General features: G+C 45.1%; 12 protein-coding genes. 8 read left to right on the plus strand and 4 right to left on the minus strand.

Translation table 11 applies throughout. The features are described 5' to 3' along the window. Window positions 1-154: 154 nt before the first annotated feature. Window positions 155-1,102 carry a cation diffusion facilitator family transporter gene (locus tag V7R55_RS11295; protein WP_334059573.1) on the plus strand — a complete coding sequence of 316 codons (948 nt, stop codon included), beginning with the start codon at window positions 155-157 and terminating at the stop codon, window positions 1,100-1,102. A gap of 120 nt (window positions 1,103-1,222) precedes the next feature. Here the strand turns inward: V7R55_RS11295 and V7R55_RS11300 are convergent, their stop codons facing one another. From V7R55_RS11300 to V7R55_RS11315, 4 genes are all read right to left on the minus strand, one after another. Continuing rightward, window positions 1,223-3,631 carry a TonB-dependent receptor gene (locus V7R55_RS11300; RefSeq protein ID WP_334059574.1) on the minus strand — a complete coding sequence of 803 codons (2,409 nt, stop codon included), beginning with the start codon at window positions 3,629-3,631 and terminating at the stop codon, window positions 1,223-1,225. Window positions 3,632-3,903: 272 nt separating this feature from the next. Next, window positions 3,904-5,631 (minus strand): solute:sodium symporter family transporter, encoded by a 1,728-nt coding sequence (locus tag V7R55_RS11305; RefSeq protein ID WP_334059575.1) that lies wholly within the window; start codon window positions 5,629-5,631, stop codon window positions 3,904-3,906. A gap of 16 nt (window positions 5,632-5,647) precedes the next feature. Further along, window positions 5,648-7,714 carry a glycoside hydrolase family 31 protein gene (locus V7R55_RS11310; protein WP_334059576.1) on the minus strand — a complete coding sequence of 689 codons (2,067 nt, stop codon included), beginning with the start codon at window positions 7,712-7,714 and terminating at the stop codon, window positions 5,648-5,650. 187 nt (window positions 7,715-7,901) lie between these two features. Then, a complete protein-coding gene (locus V7R55_RS11315; RefSeq protein WP_334059577.1) occupies window positions 7,902-8,654 on the minus strand; it encodes a TSUP family transporter in 753 nt (250 codons plus the stop codon). Between the two features lie 98 nt (window positions 8,655-8,752). Between V7R55_RS11315 and V7R55_RS11320 the strand changes: the two genes are divergently transcribed. The 7 genes from V7R55_RS11320 to V7R55_RS11350 all read left to right on the plus strand — a co-directional run bounded on the left by V7R55_RS11320 (window position 8,753) and on the right by V7R55_RS11350 (window position 15,947). Further along, on the plus strand, window positions 8,753-9,502 hold the full coding sequence (locus tag V7R55_RS11320; RefSeq protein WP_334059578.1) for a GntR family transcriptional regulator: 750 nt from the start codon (window positions 8,753-8,755) through the stop codon (window positions 9,500-9,502). 427 nt (window positions 9,503-9,929) lie between these two features. Beyond that, window positions 9,930-10,883, plus strand: coding sequence for an aldo/keto reductase (locus tag V7R55_RS11325; protein ID WP_334059579.1), 954 nt, complete (start codon window positions 9,930-9,932; stop codon window positions 10,881-10,883). Between the two features lie 9 nt (window positions 10,884-10,892). Next, window positions 10,893-11,900 (plus strand): TauD/TfdA family dioxygenase, encoded by a 1,008-nt coding sequence (locus V7R55_RS11330; protein WP_334059580.1) that lies wholly within the window; start codon window positions 10,893-10,895, stop codon window positions 11,898-11,900. Between the two features lie 4 nt (window positions 11,901-11,904). Then, window positions 11,905-12,909, plus strand: coding sequence for a YeiH family protein (locus V7R55_RS11335; protein WP_334059581.1), 1,005 nt, complete (start codon window positions 11,905-11,907; stop codon window positions 12,907-12,909). Between the two features lie 67 nt (window positions 12,910-12,976). Then, window positions 12,977-14,275, plus strand: a complete 1,299-nt coding sequence (locus V7R55_RS11340; RefSeq protein ID WP_334059582.1) for a sulfite oxidase — start codon at window positions 12,977-12,979, stop codon at window positions 14,273-14,275. 39 nt (window positions 14,276-14,314) lie between these two features. Further along, complete coding sequence (locus V7R55_RS11345; RefSeq protein WP_334059583.1) at window positions 14,315-14,713, plus strand: hypothetical protein; 399 nt, start codon at window positions 14,315-14,317, stop codon at window positions 14,711-14,713. A gap of 151 nt (window positions 14,714-14,864) precedes the next feature. Then, complete coding sequence (locus tag V7R55_RS11350) at window positions 14,865-15,947, plus strand: methyl-accepting chemotaxis protein (protein WP_334059584.1); 1,083 nt, start codon at window positions 14,865-14,867, stop codon at window positions 15,945-15,947. Window positions 15,948-15,972 lie beyond the last annotated feature (25 nt).

Below are 15,972 nucleotides of genomic sequence, written 5' to 3' on the forward strand. Positions count from 1 at the left end.
CAGCGTGGTGAGCAATAAGCCCGCCACGCGATATTCTCAGTTTGTTGATCCTGCCATAGCGCATTATTTTAATAGCTTCAAAATCGAAAAAAGAAGAAAAAACTGATATAGGTTGGCATAGTATAGTCCGGTATTCATAGCGTCGGACATCTACATGCATCACCATAGCCATCATCACGGTGAACCATCGGCTCATCGCAAAGACTCTGCGCGTATTGGCTGGGCGTTCTGGCTCAATTTTATTTTTACTATTATTGAATTTATTGGCGGATGGTTAACGAATAGTGTCGCCATTATGGCTGATGCTGTTCACGATTTAGGTGATTCGCTTTCCATAGGCTTGGCATGGTATTTAAGTAAACTAGGTCACAAGGCATCAACCGAAAAATACACCTACGGCTTTAAGCGTTTGAGCCTTATGGGAGCGATGATAAATGGGATGATCCTCATCATTGGATCAATATGGGTGTTGTCTGAAGCTATCCCCCGTTTATACAACCCGGAGATGCCTATGACGGAAGGCATGATAGGGCTCGCTATATTGGGTATCTTGGTAAATGGTTTTGCGGCCTATAAGCTTCATGGCGGCCATTCAATGAATGAAAAAGTGCTTAACTGGCACTTAATTGAAGATGCAATGGGGTGGGTAGCTGTACTGGTGGTGGCGATAGTGCTTCACTTTGTAGAATGGCCCATACTCGACCCAATATTATCGATTGGTTTTACTCTCTTCATATTAATAAACGTAGTGAAATACGTTGTGCAGACTATGTCTTTGTTTTTGCAAGGGGTACCTGACTTGGCTACAAGGAATGCAATCAGCGATGCGTTGTTGGGATTACAGCACGTTGAAGAGATCCACCACGTGCATTTTTGGTCGCTGGACGGTGAGCAGCATGTGCTTACTGCACATGTGGTAATTAACTGTGCAATAGACAATGAAAAATTGCGACTACTCAAACAAGAAGTTCTTGCGCGTTTAGCGCCCTTTGGGCTTGCGCATACCACGATAGAGTTTGAGTTACCGGGTGAGCCCTGCCGTGATGAAAGTGATCACTTGCATGCTCACTCTCATCATCATGAGCACGACGAGCTAAATTAGCGCGAGAAATACAGGTAAGGCATGCAGGTAGTTAATTATGTTTACTACCGCCTAAGCGCTATCTCAACCAAAAAAAGAGGGGCGTATACACGCCCCTTTCAACACACACGCTTTGAAGGTTTAGAATTGTGCTTTGAAGGCTACGCCGTAGTAACGGTCTGCGTCGCGAGGGATTTGATAACGGAAGTTATCGCCGCTGTAGGTTGTTGCATAGCTTTCATCAAGTAAGTTCTTAGCAATCAACGATACGCGGAATGCATCGTCTTTGAATGAGAAGCTTACGCTTGCGTTAAGCATGCTGTAGTCAGGTAACAATGAGTGCGGATTAAATTCACCCGTGTTGCCCGGTAAGTCAGAGTATTGTTCGTCGGTGTAGATATACGATGCGTTATAGTAAACATCGAATCCGTGCTCGGTTTCCATGAAATATTCAGCAGTTAGCGAGTATTTCATGTCAGGTGAGAAAGGAACATCAAGACCTGAACGGTCAGTACATGTCGCTTCTTCAGGACAGTTAAACTCATCGATTTCTGCTTTCGTGTATGCAGCACCACCGATTAGCGTTAGGTTGTCGGTTGCGTTCCACATCATATCAAGCTCAATACCCTGTGTTGTCACATCACCGGCATTAGTAAGGCGGGTAATACATGCACCGTCCGAACAATCGAAGTTATTCGCTTGAAAGCCTTCAATGTCGGTGCTAAACAAGGCAACGTTTAACAATAGGTCGCGGCTTGCGTACTTATAGCCTATCTCGAAAGCGTCAGATTCTTCAGCGCCTATAGGTCGACCGTCGTTCGCTGGGTTGAAGTTATAATAAACGTTGAACCCCGGCCCTTTGTAGCCTTGTGAGTAAGTAGCATAAACCATCTGGTTTTGGTCAAGGTCGTATTGAAGTCCAACTCGACCAGATAGGTTGGTTTCATCAACCACCCCTTCCGCATCCGTGTTTTCGGTAGCAGGGCGCACACCAACACCACGACGTCCATATTCATCATTGCTAATGCGGCGATGTTTATAAGACACTTCATCATCGGTATAGCGAAGGCCAAAGATAAGGCGCATATCATCACTTAAATCATAAGTACCATCGCCATACACTGCCCAGTTATTAAATTCGGTGCTCATAAATGCGGTGGCAGAAACGATATCATTTGCGTTACATGAAACACCCAATGAGTCAGCGTAAGCGTCTAGGTCTGATATCGCGTTGGCTAAGTCGTCTCCTGATAAATTGTTTTCAGCATAAAAAGATAGTGCCTGATCAAGCTGACCATTGTTGTTTTGGCAGCTGGCATCGCGGGTAAAGTTACGCTCTGAATCCATGTTCCAGTAGAACATGCCCGCTAGGAAGTTAAACGGGCCTGCTAGATTTGAGGCTACACGGAATTCCTGAGAAAACTGGCTCCACTCCTGTTCACCCACATCGTGTAGTTGGAAAGGTACGCCGAAAACCGGCTGGTCGCTGTCGCCAGCAATTGAGGTGAAGTCACCTTCGCGGAATTCAGTATTTTCCCACGAACGCTGCGCAGTAATTGAGGTGAAAGTATAATCACCAACAGTTTTATCTACTTGCACAGAGAAGGCTGAATGGTCGTCGATGGTACGAGACTCAAAATCATGGTCAATTTGACGCTGTTCTAAATCAATACCATCAGCAATGGTTGCGCTGCTTGGTGCTGCTTCTGAGTCTGGGTTACGACCGCTTGATACGCCTTCTAAATCGGCACAACAGTCGTCATCAGCACTGTAAAATTCGCTAATAAATTTAACTTTTAAATCGTTGGTTGGTTCGTAAAGCACTACAGCCCGTGCACCTTCGCGGTCGTAGCCATTTACTGTTTCGTTGTTATAGACGTTGTCTATATAACCATCGAATTTACCTTGGAAAACGGTCAAGCTAGCTGAAAGGTCGTCTGTTAAACCTCCACTCACTGTGCCTTTTAAACGGTATTCGTTGTCTTGGTAAAATTCAGTAGAAAGGCTACCGGTTAAGTCCTGTGACGGGTCTTTTGTGGTGATGTTTACCACACCGGCTGAGGCATTCTTACCAAAAAGGGTGCCCTGTGGGCCGCGCAATACTTCAATACGGTCAACGTCGTATAGGTCGGCAAAAGCCTGTCCAGAGCGGCCTAATACAACGCCATCTACTACTGTTGCCACACTTGGCTCTGCTGCGATACTAAATGAAATTGTGCCAATACCACGAACGGTTAGTGCAGAGTTACGAGTTGTTGTACCTTTGCGAAAGCTTACCGATGGAACAAGCGCTTGAAGATTTTCAACATTGTTTGCGAAAGCCGATTCTATCTGATCGCCGCGTAATACTGATACTGCTACAGGAACATCGCTAATACTTTGCACACGTTTCTGTGAAGTTACGACAATCTGCTCGAATGACTTATCGTCTTTTGCAGCTTCGGTTTGTTCAGTCTCTGCATCTTGCGCATAGGCATTTGCGTTAAGCAGCAATCCAGATGTCATAGCAAGGGTTACCGCCTTACTAATGATCGATCTTTTTGTATTCATGTTGTTCTCCAGGGTATTTCGCTTATCTCGCTCTAACTAACAATGGCCAACATTTTTTGTATATATCAACCGTTGTACGTAGACGGTGTTTGGTTTTTATTTTTAGTACGTAGGGTACAGCGCTACGCGAATTTTTATTCGAGAACTAGATAAAAGATATCTTTTATCTAGTGTCTTATATAAGAGTAATTAAGTTAAACAATTGTTAAGTCGTTTGCAAACGTTATGTTAATTTTTTTGTGTTTTTTCTATACAGAACCAAAGCGTTTGGTTTAAGCCGGTTGGGAAGCAAGGCGCTTTAGGCCTTGCTCGTATTTTACCCGCCACCATTTAAGGCTAATGCCTATGGCAGCGAAACAGGTCGCCCATAAGCCAATTAGAGCCGGAATAAATACGCTGCTAACACCATCCACAAAGCCTACAGGAGAGAACATCAGGTAAAGCGTGGCAATAAGGCCAACTAGCACAATGGCACACGGTATCGCGTAGCGCCACGGGGTCATATTGACTTCGGCCTTGGGGGTAAAGTGCCATGGCGTTGCCATCGGATAAAGCTTACCTATCGTTAACATAATGGCCAGCTCTATAGCGAATAAGATTGCATATATGTGAATAAAGTTGATATCTACTTCCCACACAAACTTTAATAGCCCGTAAGCGATTACGTGGAAAATAATAGCCACTTTCGCAGCTAGGGCTGGCACCCTCTTGGTAAACAATCCAACAAGCACAATGGTAATAACAGGGATGTTATAGAACCCAGTGAATATACGAATTATTTGCCACAATCCCTCAGGTGCAAACATAAGTAGCGGCGCAGTGATAAAAGACAGCACAGCGATTATGATACTGGTGATCTTAGCCACGCGTATTAGCTTTTCGTCACTCACTTTATCTTTCTTAAAGGGCTTATAAACGTCTAAGCAAAATAGAGTAGCAGCACTGTTAAGCAGTGAATTAAAAGAGCTAAACACCGCACCAAGCAATACAGCTAAGAAAAAACCTGACAAATACTGTGGCAGTACGTCTTTAACCAAGTGGGGGTAGGCGAGGTCGATAGTTTGTAGGTTTTCATCTTGGTATAAATGGTAAGCAATAACGCCAGGTAGCATCATCATAAAAGGCACAAGCACTTTAAAGTAGCCTGAGAACAGCACGCCTTTTTGACCTTCAACCAGGTTTTTGGCTCCTAGGGTTCGTTGAATAACGTATTGGTTTGTACCCCAATAGAACAGGTTAGCTAATATCATACCTGTAAAAATAGTGCCGAAAGGGACAGGATCGTCAACGCCGCCTATAGCATTGAGCTTTTCGGTTTCCGTGGTAGCTATGGTAGAAATGCCGTCACTAAAGCTTCCGTCACCTAAAGCAATTAAACCAAGTACAGGGACTAGTAAGCCCACAATTAAAAGGCCCACACCATTGATGGTATCTGAGACAGCTACTGCTTTTAAGCCACCAAAAATGGCATAAAGCGCACCTATGGTGCCAACGATCACAATGGTTATGACTAAGCCTACTTCATAGCTTACGTTAAAAAGGCCCGGCACATCGAAGAGTCGCAAAACCGCAATGGAGCCTGAATAAAGTACCGACGGAATAGTCACTAAAGAGTAGCCCACCATAAACAGTACTACCGTCATTCTGCGCACGCTGTCGTCGAAGCGGTCTCGTAAAAACTCAGGTAAGGTGGAAAATGCCCCCGCTAAATAACGGGGTAAGAAAATAAGCGCCATAATTATGGTAGAGATACCTGCGGTCACTTCCCACGCCATCGCGCTAAGGTTATAGCCAAAGGCAGAGCCGTTTAAGCCAATAAGCTGCTCGGCAGAGAGGTTGGTAAGGATCATAGACCCAGCTATAAAGGTGCCGGTCAGCCCTCTTCCTGCGAGGAAGTAACCATCTTGGGTGTTAACTTCCCCTTTGGTCTTCATGTAAGAGATAGCGGCAACGATCGCCATAAACGCCATACATGACAGTAGGGTAAGGGTAATATCCATGAACAACTCCTAAGCGCTATGCTGGCCAGTGCGTGATATTCGACATATCCATATCGGTATGCTGCACATCAGGACCCATAACAATGCGACTGCCTTTTTGAATGAATACAGCAACATCATTTAGTGCCAATATTTCTTCTTTGTATTGTTCACCCTGTACCACTTCATCGGTACCAAAACGCACCCACTCGCCTTTGGGTAAGTAGTATTTAATTTTGCCGCCAGGCACGACACAAGGCACAACCAGCAACTCATCACCGCACATAAACTGTTGTTCAAAAGCGTGAGAAAGCGGCTGGTCAGGAAAGGCTAACGCCATAGCTCGCTGAACCGGCAGGCCCGTAAGCGATGCTTTTTCTGCGGTTTCTTTTAAATAAGGAATAAGCTTGTAGCGCAGCTTTAATGCGTCAAACACGGCATCTGATGCTTCATCACCATATGACCAGGGTTCACGAGGGCCAATACCATGTAATCGCATGTGGGCGCTAAATACTGATGCTTGCGCCCATCGTACATAGAGCTCTGCGTCTCGGGTATCTTTGTAAAAACCGCCGATATCTGTAGCAAAGAAGGGCCCGCCTGACATGCCCCACGATAAGCTGCCACGTATACTTGCCGCGAGGCCGTGCCAATCGGCTTGCGGGTCGCCGCCCCACTGTGATGGATAGCGCTGGCTTCCCGTCCATGCAGAACGGCTAAATAAGAATGGGCCAGTTTTGCAGTAAGCTGCAGCTGCCTCATAAACGCAGCGGTTATAAAGCATACTGTAAACATTGTGCAGGCGATTGCCGGTATCACCGCTATACGACAACATATTGTCGTCTTCAAGTTGTTCGCCAAAGTCGGCCTTGATCATGTCTACACCAAGGTCAAATAAAGGCTTGTGCGAGGTTTTCCAAAATTGGTAAGCGTCTGGGTGGGTAAAGTCTAGAATACCCGAGTCTGGTAGTGGCGTAAGCACTTCGCCAAAAGGGCTTAAATCCCATTCATACCGGTAAGCTTCTCCGGTTCGTTTGTCTTTTATCAGCCAGCCTTTATCAGCTGCTTTTTTGTATAGCGGGTTTTTCACTGAAATCATGGGATATTCCCATACACAAATCTTAAAACCTAACGCTTTGAGTTCATCAATAACCGGCTGTGGATCTTCGTAGCGTTTCGGGTCCCACTCAAAAGCAAAGCGAGTATCCGTGTCTTGCCATGCACGACCGTCAAGGGTAATTACATCACAAGGCATATTTTTTTCGCGCACTTCACGGGCAACGGCAAGTAGCTCATCCGCATCTTTGTAATACGCTTTAGAGAGAATGACGCCTAGACTCCAGGTCGGTGGTTTAGGGGCAAAACCAGTTAGTTCACTGTAGGTTTTAATGCTTTGGGCCGGTGAGTCTTGGTGGAACAAAAATAGGTCAAGAAGACTATCTTCTACTAAACACACATACGCTCGTTGTGACCAGAGCGCATATCCCACACCATGAGTAACGGGAGCAGGTGTATGTACAAAAAGATTCCAACCTTCTGGGCTCCAAGCATACGGCGTATTTTTATATGACTTTTCCGCGTTTACGCCAAGGGCGTCATGATTGTACGAACGAATAAGCTGACCGCGTTTATCAAGCTTGCCCCATTTCTCGCCAAGACCGTAAACCGCCTCGTCATAACCAAGCTCCAGGCTCACTAACCATCCGCTGTCTGTTTTAGCAAAGGGCGGTAAACGATGCTGGCGCACAAAGTGGCCGTCGGTAGCGCTTTGTTGAACCAGCACATCATCTTTATACAACTTAAAATGTAGAGGAGAAGCAAAAATTTCTAAACGATAATTGCCAGCGACAAGCGTGCTGTGAGACTTGTCACCTGAATATACTAACGTTTGCTTATCGGGCGACTGTGCAAGCATATCAAATTCGTCAGTGGCGTTAGCGTCACTTTGAATGCGTAAGCCAAACTGGCTGATACTTAAGCTCAATTCACCGTACTGCGTAGGGACGATAAGTGTTTTATCGTCAGACAAAAAGGGCTGCTCGGCGATGTCAGCAGCTTCAATATCATTCCAATCTGGTTCAGTTACACAAAAAGCGTTACTCATTTCTACATTACCCTAGATGTCTTATATAAGACATAAGTTAATGAAATGTAACTTGGGTGTCAATCTGCAATTAGTAAATTATAAAGATTTAGATCGATACTGTGTCGCTTAATTTAAGATAAGGTTTAATTTATTAGCGGCACGCAATCGTGCCGCTGTAGGCTTGTATTATGTTCGACACTAAGTATTAAACACTGATATTTTTAATAATAAGTGTTATGCCGCTTAACGCGAGCATCGTCAACGCTAATAGCCTTACAGAGGCGGCGGGTACGCGCGCTGCAAGCATTCGCCCTATTCTAGTAAAAATGAGAATTACCGGGATGGCAAAGACTGCGGAAACAAAAACCTCGCTAGATGGCAAAGTTCCAAAGGGTATTATAGCCAAGCGCAATAATGAGGTTATGCTGAACACGGCGAGAAGCGTAATTCTAATTTCGTTAATTGGCCAGGCTTGTCTGTAACACTGAAAAACCACCGGCGGACCGAACGTAGAGAAAAGCCCACCTAACATTCCGCCTAGGCCGCCCGCAACAGCAAAACCAAATGCACTACCAGAGGGCTGCCCACGTTTTCTTTTAACCAGTAAAAGTCCACAGCAACTTAAAATAGCGAAACCAAGCAACAGATTAAGCCATGTTGCCATGCCAACAGATAAATACTCTAACACCGCATACCCTATGCCCATAAACGGAATGCCGCTAAGAAGCAGAATGGTAAAAGCACGTTTATTGATTTGTTCGACATTTCTTGCCACTAGGCTAACGGAGTTAAAAAGGCTCAAAAAACTCACCATAAATGTGGTCGCAGTGAGGGGTAAAATACCAAACAAGGTAAAGCTAGACACCACCATAAGCCCAAAACCGAACCCGCTTAACGTCTGCAGGAGTGTTGCAAGACCTAAAAGTGCGAACATGGGGAGCAGTGTTTCCAAGAGCATGTATGTTATTCCTACGATGTATGTGATTTAAGTCAAAAATGCGCTATAACTCTTGTGTATGATATAAAAACAATAATTAAGCGTTTAGGTTAGGGTTCATGTCTTCATCTCAATTCGATCACAAACTCAGCGGTCCAAGTCTTGCTTTTCAGCCTCTGTATCAACAGGTAGCTGAATACATTAAACAACTTATTGTCGAGCGTCGATGGCAACCTGGTGAGATGCTGCCAAGTGAGTTTAAACTTGCAGATGAGTTTAAAGTGAGTCAGGGAACCGTTCGCAAAGCGTTGACACTGCTAACTGACACCAAAATTGTAACCCGCAGGCAAGGGGTGGGTACATTCGTTTCTGAACATACCGCTCAAGATGCACTATTTCGTTTCTTTCCGTTGCAAGCTGACGGAAAAGGCGCCGATTTACCTAAAGCAGAGCTCATCAGTAAAGAGCTGGTTGATCCAACTGAAACGGTCCAGGCAGCCCTTGCTATAGCTGCGAAAGATAAAACCGTAAAACTTAAACGCAGACGCATACTTGAAAACGAATTCTGTATGCTTGAAACTATATTTCTGCCTTCCAAAATGTTTCCTGATATCCATCAGCGCGAAGATATTCCGCATACCCTGTATCACTTTTATCAAACTGATTATAACCAAACCGTGTTTAAAACCCGTGACAGCATTAAAGCCATGCTCGCAACAAAAAGTGATGCAAAAAGCTTAGGCGTTGAGAAGGGCACCCCCTTACTTTTGGTCACTCGCGTCACTGAGTCCATCGATGGCAAGCTAATAGAGTATCGTGAAAGTAAATGCAGAACCGATCATTACCATTATCAAGTAGAGCTTGATTAATTAACTTCATCGCTGACTAGCGACTCTATTAACCGCTACTACGTAATGCTAGCCAGGCTACGTTACATGCTCGGCTCTGCCTCGACTAACTTTTTTGTGTCTATACTTTAGCCGCTTCAACTTGTGCCTGTCGCCTGCGTTGTTGGTTTTTCTTTAAAAATTGCACCTCATTAACGCCCAAACTTGAATACTTGCCCGTTTTGCCTCCTCTTAAGCTAGGCAGGTATAGCGGCTTTTCAATCCAGTGACTGAAAGCCTGAGTACTATCTTTGCATTTAGTTTGTTAACACTTTGTTGACATCGAGATATCTGTGTAATAACTTATGTCTTATACAAGACTAAAGTTTGAAGCTGAAGTTATACAAGAGCATACTGTTAAAGTAAAACTAATTAGCTTAATGCAACAAATTCTAAGGTGAGTGAAACGATGAATAAGATACCCGAGGTAGGTTTTGGCTTCTGGAAAGTAGATACTGCCATTTGCGCTGAAACAACATACCAAGCAATCAAAGCTGGCTATCGCCATTTAGATTGCGCAGCAGATTACGGTAATGAAAAAGAAGTGGGCGAAGGCATAAAGCGCGCTATTGATGAAGGCCTGTGTACCAGAGAAGAGTTGTGGGTAACATCGAAACTTTGGAATACCTTCCACGCTCCTGAGCATGTAGAGCTAGCGCTGGAAAAAACGCTATCTGATTTACAGCTAGACTACCTAGACTTGTATCTTATCCACTTCCCTATTGCGCAAAAGTTCGTGCCAATTGAAACACGGTATCCGCCAGAGTGGTTTTACGACCCTGACGCAGCTGAACCTAAGATGGAGCTTGCTCCTGTGCCGCTTCACAAAACGTGGGAGGCCATGGAAGCGCTCGCAGATAGCGGTAAAGCAAAACAAATTGGTGTGTGTAATTACAACACGGGCTTGCTTAATGACCTAATGAGCTACGCGCGCATTAAGCCAGCAATGCTGCAAATTGAATCTCATCCGTACCTTACCCAAGAGCGTTTAATTCGTTTAGCAAAAGACTATGGCTTAAATGTTACCGCGTTCTCACCTTTAGGTGCGCTTTCATACTTAGAGCTTGAAATGGCTGACCAGACTGAATCAGTACTTCAGCAGGACGTAGTGAAAGCTGCTGCAAAAGCCCACGGTAAAACGCCAGCGCAAATTGTATTGCGTTGGGGCATTCAGCGCGGCAACGCGATTATTCCAAAAACGTCGAAAGTAGAACGTATAAAAGAAAACTTAGCGCTTTTCGACTTCGCTCTAAGCGACAGCGAAATGCAGGCTATTTCAGCATTAAACATGAATCGTCGATTTAACGATCCGGGTCACTTCTGCGAAGCAGCCTTTAATCGTTTTCATCCCATTTACGACTAGGAGTTTACTATGAAAAACGTCAATGACAGCTCTGCGGTAGCGTATGCAAGCGTACCTACTCAGCACAACTACACCGGCGGCGTGTTCCCTGAAATAGTCGTGAACAATGAAAGCTGTTCCACTGTAGAAGAAACGGTTGCCTTTGTTAAAGCGAACCAGGCAGAACTTGAAGCAAAACTTGCAAAATCTGGTGCGCTGCTATTTAGAGGATTTCCTCTAGATTCAGCAGAGACCTTTGACGTTTTTTCAGCTGGCTTCGGCTATCCTAACTTTACTTATCAAGAGTCTCTGTCTAACGCGGTGCGTATTAACTATACCGAGCGCGTATTTACCGCTAATGAAGCCCCCAAAGATGTGGAAATTTTCCTCCATCACGAAATGGCTCAAACGCCTATTTCTCCAAGTAAGCTTTTCTTCTTTTGCAAAACCGCAGCAGATGAGGGCGGTGCTACGCCGCTGTGTCGTTCAGACAAATTGTTTGAAGCATTGAAGGCAGAGAACCCTGAATTGGCAAGTGATTTCAAAGAGAAAGGACTGAAGTACACCACCACCATGCCATCGGCTGATGACGCTAACTCTGGTCAGGGCCGTAGCTGGAAAAGCACGTTAAGTGTTGAAACAGTAGAAGAAGGTGAAGCTAAACTTAAAGAACTAGGTTACAGCTGGGAATGGTTGGAAGATGGTAGCTTAAAAGCGATTACACCTGTGCTTCCTGCGGTAATCGAGTTGGATGACGGTTCTGAGGTGTTCTACAACCAGCTTATTGCAGCTTACATGGGCTGGAAAGGCGTTCGCGAGAACCCATCTTCAGCAATTACGTTCGGTGATGGCAGCGCTATTCCGAAAAAGGGACTTGAGCGTATTGCTGAGCTTTCTGAAGACTTCACGTTTGATTTAGAGTGGCAAGACGGTGACGTGGCTATTGTCGATAACTATCGTGCTATGCACGGTCGTCGCCCTTACTCTGGCGATCGCAAGCGTGTAGTGCTTGTGGCGTTGGTTGCTTCAGAGCGTTAATGCTATGAATGACATAGCAGTAAAGTGCAAAAACATTTGGCCGGGGCTAGGTATTGCCACCATCACGGGCATGGCGGCCTTGTTTTTAAGTGAGCACTACAATGCCCCTGCTATGTTGTTTGCTTTACTGTTAGGCATGGCGGTTTCGTTTTTATACCAAAACGATACGCCATGCGCGTGCGGAATCGATTTTACCGCAAGTACCTTGCTTCGCGCGGGTGTGGTTTTACTGGGCTTAAGAATAGCGTTAGGTGACCTGGCAGTGCTAGGTTGGCAAACAGCGCTCATGCTCGCTGGCGCCATTTTTACGACCATTGTTTTGGGCGTAGGCTTGGCAAAAGCGTTGGGGCTTCAAAAACGCTTTGGTGCACTTACTGGTGGCTCTGTCGCTATTTGCGGTGCTTCTGCTGCGCTAGCCATCTCTACCATACTGCCAAAAGGTGAAAACCACGAACGAGATACCCTGCTTACCGTTATAGGTGTAACGGCTATGTCCACTATCGCCATGGTGCTTTATCCCATAATCGCGGGGCAATTAGGTATGACAGACACTGAAGCTGGTATCTTTCTTGGGGGCACAATTCACGATGTGGCGCAGGTGGTAGGTGCTGGTTATTCGGTGTCAGAAAGCGCGGGTGATATGGCAACCCTTACCAAATTGGTGCGCGTAGCCATGCTGATGCCGGTAGTACTGATCATGATGCTTGTTATCAAAAGATTCTATAAAGCCAGTACCCAAGCAGAAGGCGGTGAAGTACCTAAAATGCCTCTGTTTCTCATCGGCTTTATTGCATTGATGCTGCTCAATAGCTTTGTAGCGTTACCTGAATTTGTGGTTGAAGCAGGCACGCAAGTTTCTCGTTTCTTTCTAGTTGTTTCCATTACTGCAATCGGTATGAAATCAAACTTAGGAAAGCTTGCCGAAGTCGGCATGCTCCCCATAGTCATGATAGTGGTTGAAACCCTATGGATTGCACTGCTTATTCTCGGTTTTCTTTACACCATGTAAAGGCTGTTCATCATTTTGCAGCAGTATGTTTTAAATAAAAATCGTTTGCACTGATAAGGTGATCTAAGTGAAAAAACACGGTCTTCACGAACTTTACGCCAAAGACCCTGTAAAAGCCGACGAGCAGGTTTTTCAAAGAACCAGCAATACACTGACTCGCCGTGGCTTTATAAAAGGTTTGAAGTCACTGTCTTTGCTACTCGGTGCCGAAGTGGTCTACGGACAATTTATGCCAGCAGGCCTCATTCCTGCAGCGTTTGCTCAGGCCGACACGCCTTTTTCTATTAAAGGTAAAAACGGCTTAACCATACTCAATGACAGACCATTAAACGCAGAAACACCAGCACACCTATTAGGTGACGCAGTCACACCCGCATCGCGCTTTTTCGTGAGAAATAACGGTATTCCCCCGCAAGCACCAGATGCAAATAGCTGGACGCTTACTGTTGAAGGGGAGTCTGCAACACAGTCAAAAACCTTTACTCTTGAAGAACTAAAAGCTCAATTTAAGCATTACACCTATCAGCTTACATTAGAGTGTGGTGGAAATGGGCGTGCCGAGTTCTCACCGGCCGCTACAGGTAACCAGTGGACAACGGGAGCGGTAGGCTGCCCACGCTGGACAGGGGTGAGGCTAAAAGATGTTTTGGAGTCAGTGGGTGTTAAGGATGATGCGGTTTACATTGGTTATTACGGTGACGATCAGCACTTAAGCCGAACGCCGGGCAAAGCGGCTATTTCGCGAGGCGTGCCCATCGAAAAAGCGATGGAAGATGAATCCTTAATCGCGTGGGCAATGAATGATGAACCCCTTCCCTTAATGAATGGTTATCCGCTGCGACTGGTATTTGGTGGCTGGCCTGCTTCAACGTCAGGTAAGTGGCTTAAGAAAATAGTAATTCGAGATCGCGTTCACGACGGTGCGAAAATGCTAGGGAAAGCTTATCGGGTACCATGTAAACCTGTTGCGCCTGGCGCGAAAGTTGACGACGAAGAGATGTGTATTATCGAAGCCATGCCGGTTAAATCGCTAATTACATCTCCAAAGTCAGGCAGTGATCATCCTGTGGCAAAAAGTCTAGACGTGCGCGGTCATGCATGGTGTGGCGAGGGCAAAATTGCCAAGGTGTTTACTTCTATTGATTTTGGTCAAACCTGGCAGCTTGCTGAGCTGAATGCACCGGTAAACAGGCATGCATGGCAGCAGTTCAGCACGCAGATAAACTTTCCTCAGCAAGGCTATTATGAGGTGTGGGCTAAAGCACAAGATGAGCATGGAAAGTCACAGCCTATGGTGTTACCGGGCTGGAATCCGAAAGGCTATTTAAACAATGCCTGTCATCGTGTCGCTGTGCGTGTGGTGTGAGCTAAATGACGCGATATTTGATTAAAAGGGGCCGTTAAGATGGATGGCTTAACAGTTCGTCTTATATTACTAATAGTGTTCCTTTATTTGCCACATTTAGCTATTGGGAGTGGTAATAAAGTCGTAGAGAAAAATGGAAGCGAATCAACAATACATGAGCAACCCGCTCTCGACGCTCAATCTGGCCTTGTAAAAGCAGACGGTTTTACTTTAGTGCTAGCCCATTGCAGTGCCTGTCACTCACCCTCCCTTATTACTCAAAATGCCATGAACCGTGAACGGTGGCTTGAGACTATCCGTTGGATGCAAGAGACGCAAAAGCTATGGCCACTGGGAGAAGCAGAGCCTTTAATTTTAGATTATCTATCCACCTGGTATGGTCCCAAAAAAAGCGCCCGTCGTGCACCTCTGCCGCCTCATTTGCTGCCCGCCAACTAAAAACAGAATTAATAGTTTTATTAATCCCCCACAGTTTTATGAATTTCTGCCGATAATCAAACAATAACGCTACTTCAGACTAATGGCTAAAATGATTAAATTTCTGTTAGTCTGAACAAAACAAATCTATAAAAACCATTGGTAACCAAACATGTTTGTATCACGCAGCAAATTCGAAGAAAAAGAATCGCAAGTTCAGTTGTTAGAAAAGCGACTTCAAGAGATGTTAGACAAGGTTTCATTACTTGAAGCTGAAAATGCAGAGTTAACTGCGGCTTTAGAGACTGCCAATCATAAAGATGCTACATCTGCCAATGCCACTGTGGTCAAATGTTTAGTTGATTCACTGTCACAGATTGAGGGCGTTCGTGAGACAGTTTTACGTTCTTACGAACGAATTAATGAGGAAAGTAAGTCTATTGTTAATATAAACGACTTATTTAGCGAATCGGCCTCCACATTGAGCAAAATCGTATCGGATATGAGCGGTTTGAATGTTCAGATGGGCAGTATGAGCGAACGCATCTCAGGTCTTTCCACAACGGCCGACAATATCAATAAGTTTGTGACAACCATTACCAGCATTTCTGACCAAACTAACTTACTTGCCTTGAATGCAGCGATTGAAGCTGCCCGTGCTGGTGATGCTGGGCGAGGCTTTAGTGTTGTTGCTGATGAAGTACGAGCACTGGCAACAGAGACCAATAAGTCTGCAACAGAAGTGTCAGAGCTTGTAAACGGGATAATTCAATCCACTTCAAAAGCGGTGTCAGGCGTTAATGAACTGCGCGGTAATAACGAAGAACTAGAAACAGGCATTAACCAGCTAAATAGTAGTTACGAAACTATGGTGCAACATTGCGACAGCATGAAAGCTACAATTAGTGAAGGCGCAATGGCTACGTTTATCCAAACGGTAAAGCTAGATCATGTAGTGTGGAAATCTGGAGTTTATGAAGTGTTGTGTGGATTTAGCAATAAATCGCCTGCTGACTTCAGTGATCATGTAAATTGTCGTTTAGGGCAATGGTTTAATCAAAATGCAAACACTTCAATTGGCCAAACCACAGCTTTTAGAGAAATTGAAGCACCCCACGCAAAAGTGCATAGTAGTGGTATTGAAGCTATCAGAGCAAAACAAGCGGGTAATAATGCAGAAGCAGATGCTAAACTGATAGAAATGGAACAGGCGAGCGAGCGTGTAATGATGCTTCTGGATCGCTTAGCCGGTTAACTATCAAGTGGTGAAGCACACATAA

Source organism: Alteromonas sp. S005 (assembly GCF_036864475.1).
Classification (GTDB): domain Bacteria; phylum Pseudomonadota; class Gammaproteobacteria; order Enterobacterales; family Alteromonadaceae; genus Alteromonas.

Coding starts and splice junctions, on each gene's coding strand:
- V7R55_RS11295 (WP_334059573.1), top strand. CDS start 155: ATGCATCACCATAGCCATCATCACGGTGAACCATCGGCTCATCGCAAA.
- V7R55_RS11300 (WP_334059574.1), bottom strand. CDS start 3,631: ATGAATACAAAAAGATCGATCATTAGTAAGGCGGTAACCCTTGCTATG.
- V7R55_RS11305 (WP_334059575.1), bottom strand. CDS start 5,631: ATGGATATTACCCTTACCCTACTGTCATGTATGGCGTTTATGGCGATC.
- V7R55_RS11310 (WP_334059576.1), bottom strand. CDS start 7,714: ATGAGTAACGCTTTTTGTGTAACTGAACCAGATTGGAATGATATTGAA.
- V7R55_RS11315 (WP_334059577.1), bottom strand. CDS start 8,654: ATGCTCTTGGAAACACTGCTCCCCATGTTCGCACTTTTAGGTCTTGCA.
- V7R55_RS11320 (WP_334059578.1), top strand. CDS start 8,753: ATGTCTTCATCTCAATTCGATCACAAACTCAGCGGTCCAAGTCTTGCT.
- V7R55_RS11325 (WP_334059579.1), top strand. CDS start 9,930: ATGAATAAGATACCCGAGGTAGGTTTTGGCTTCTGGAAAGTAGATACT.
- V7R55_RS11330 (WP_334059580.1), top strand. CDS start 10,893: ATGAAAAACGTCAATGACAGCTCTGCGGTAGCGTATGCAAGCGTACCT.
- V7R55_RS11335 (WP_334059581.1), top strand. CDS start 11,905: ATGAATGACATAGCAGTAAAGTGCAAAAACATTTGGCCGGGGCTAGGT.
- V7R55_RS11345 (WP_334059583.1), top strand. CDS start 14,315: ATGGATGGCTTAACAGTTCGTCTTATATTACTAATAGTGTTCCTTTAT.
- V7R55_RS11350 (WP_334059584.1), top strand. CDS start 14,865: ATGTTTGTATCACGCAGCAAATTCGAAGAAAAAGAATCGCAAGTTCAG.